Raw genomic sequence first — 636 nt, 5'->3', positions numbered from 1 at the left:
CATCACAAGCCCGGTAATGAGGAAGACGATGCGAGTGGAAACCCGTTCACCATAATTGTTGCTAATGGCTAATGATGGGGTGGAAGCACTCATCTGTTGGTCATCCTTATCTGCGTAATGCTAGTCATGCGGAGGGCGGCCGGATCATGCATCAATGGCTGGAACCCAATGAGTACGACCTCCGGATATTCTGAACTCAGCACCCGGTTCTCTAGGAGGTGAACAATATGGGCAGGCTTGCTAAAGCAGTTGTACGAGAGCGACATTGACTRGCCCAATTTGGCAGCTTTCATCTGCTGATCCTTGTATAGGTTGGGAGAGCAACAAAAATCACAGTGCGACTCTGACATCGATACCGCAGTGAAGGCGTTCATCTGAGCTGACCCGGAGTAGAACAGCAACGTCATACCCATGGTTGTGCCAGGCGACATTCCCATGTCGATTGCCATCACACCAGTCACTAGGCCAAACGGTATAACGCCAGGAATCAACGGGGCGAGTGTCCGTACGCCGCCGAGAAAAGCTTCCATTTTGGTTCGGTACTGCATGTCTTCTTCAGTGGTAACCAGCTGCGTGAACGAGCGGCGGCGGTATTCATAAACGCGCAATTTTCGAGTTTTTAGCGCAGAGTAACTC

The 636-nt window shown here is 51.2% G+C and carries 1 pseudogene; it reads right to left on the bottom strand.

Annotated elements, in window-relative coordinates:
• Positions 1 to 365: 365 nt before the first annotated feature.
• Positions 366 to 548, bottom strand: a pseudogene (locus AC1DRJ_RS31410) (AzlC family ABC transporter permease); the annotation flags it as partial.
• Between the last annotated feature and the right edge of the window lie 88 nt (positions 549 to 636).

Source organism: Pseudomonas sp. P5_B2, assembly GCF_056400445.1.
This window is presented reverse-complemented; position numbering and strand designations above follow the sequence as displayed.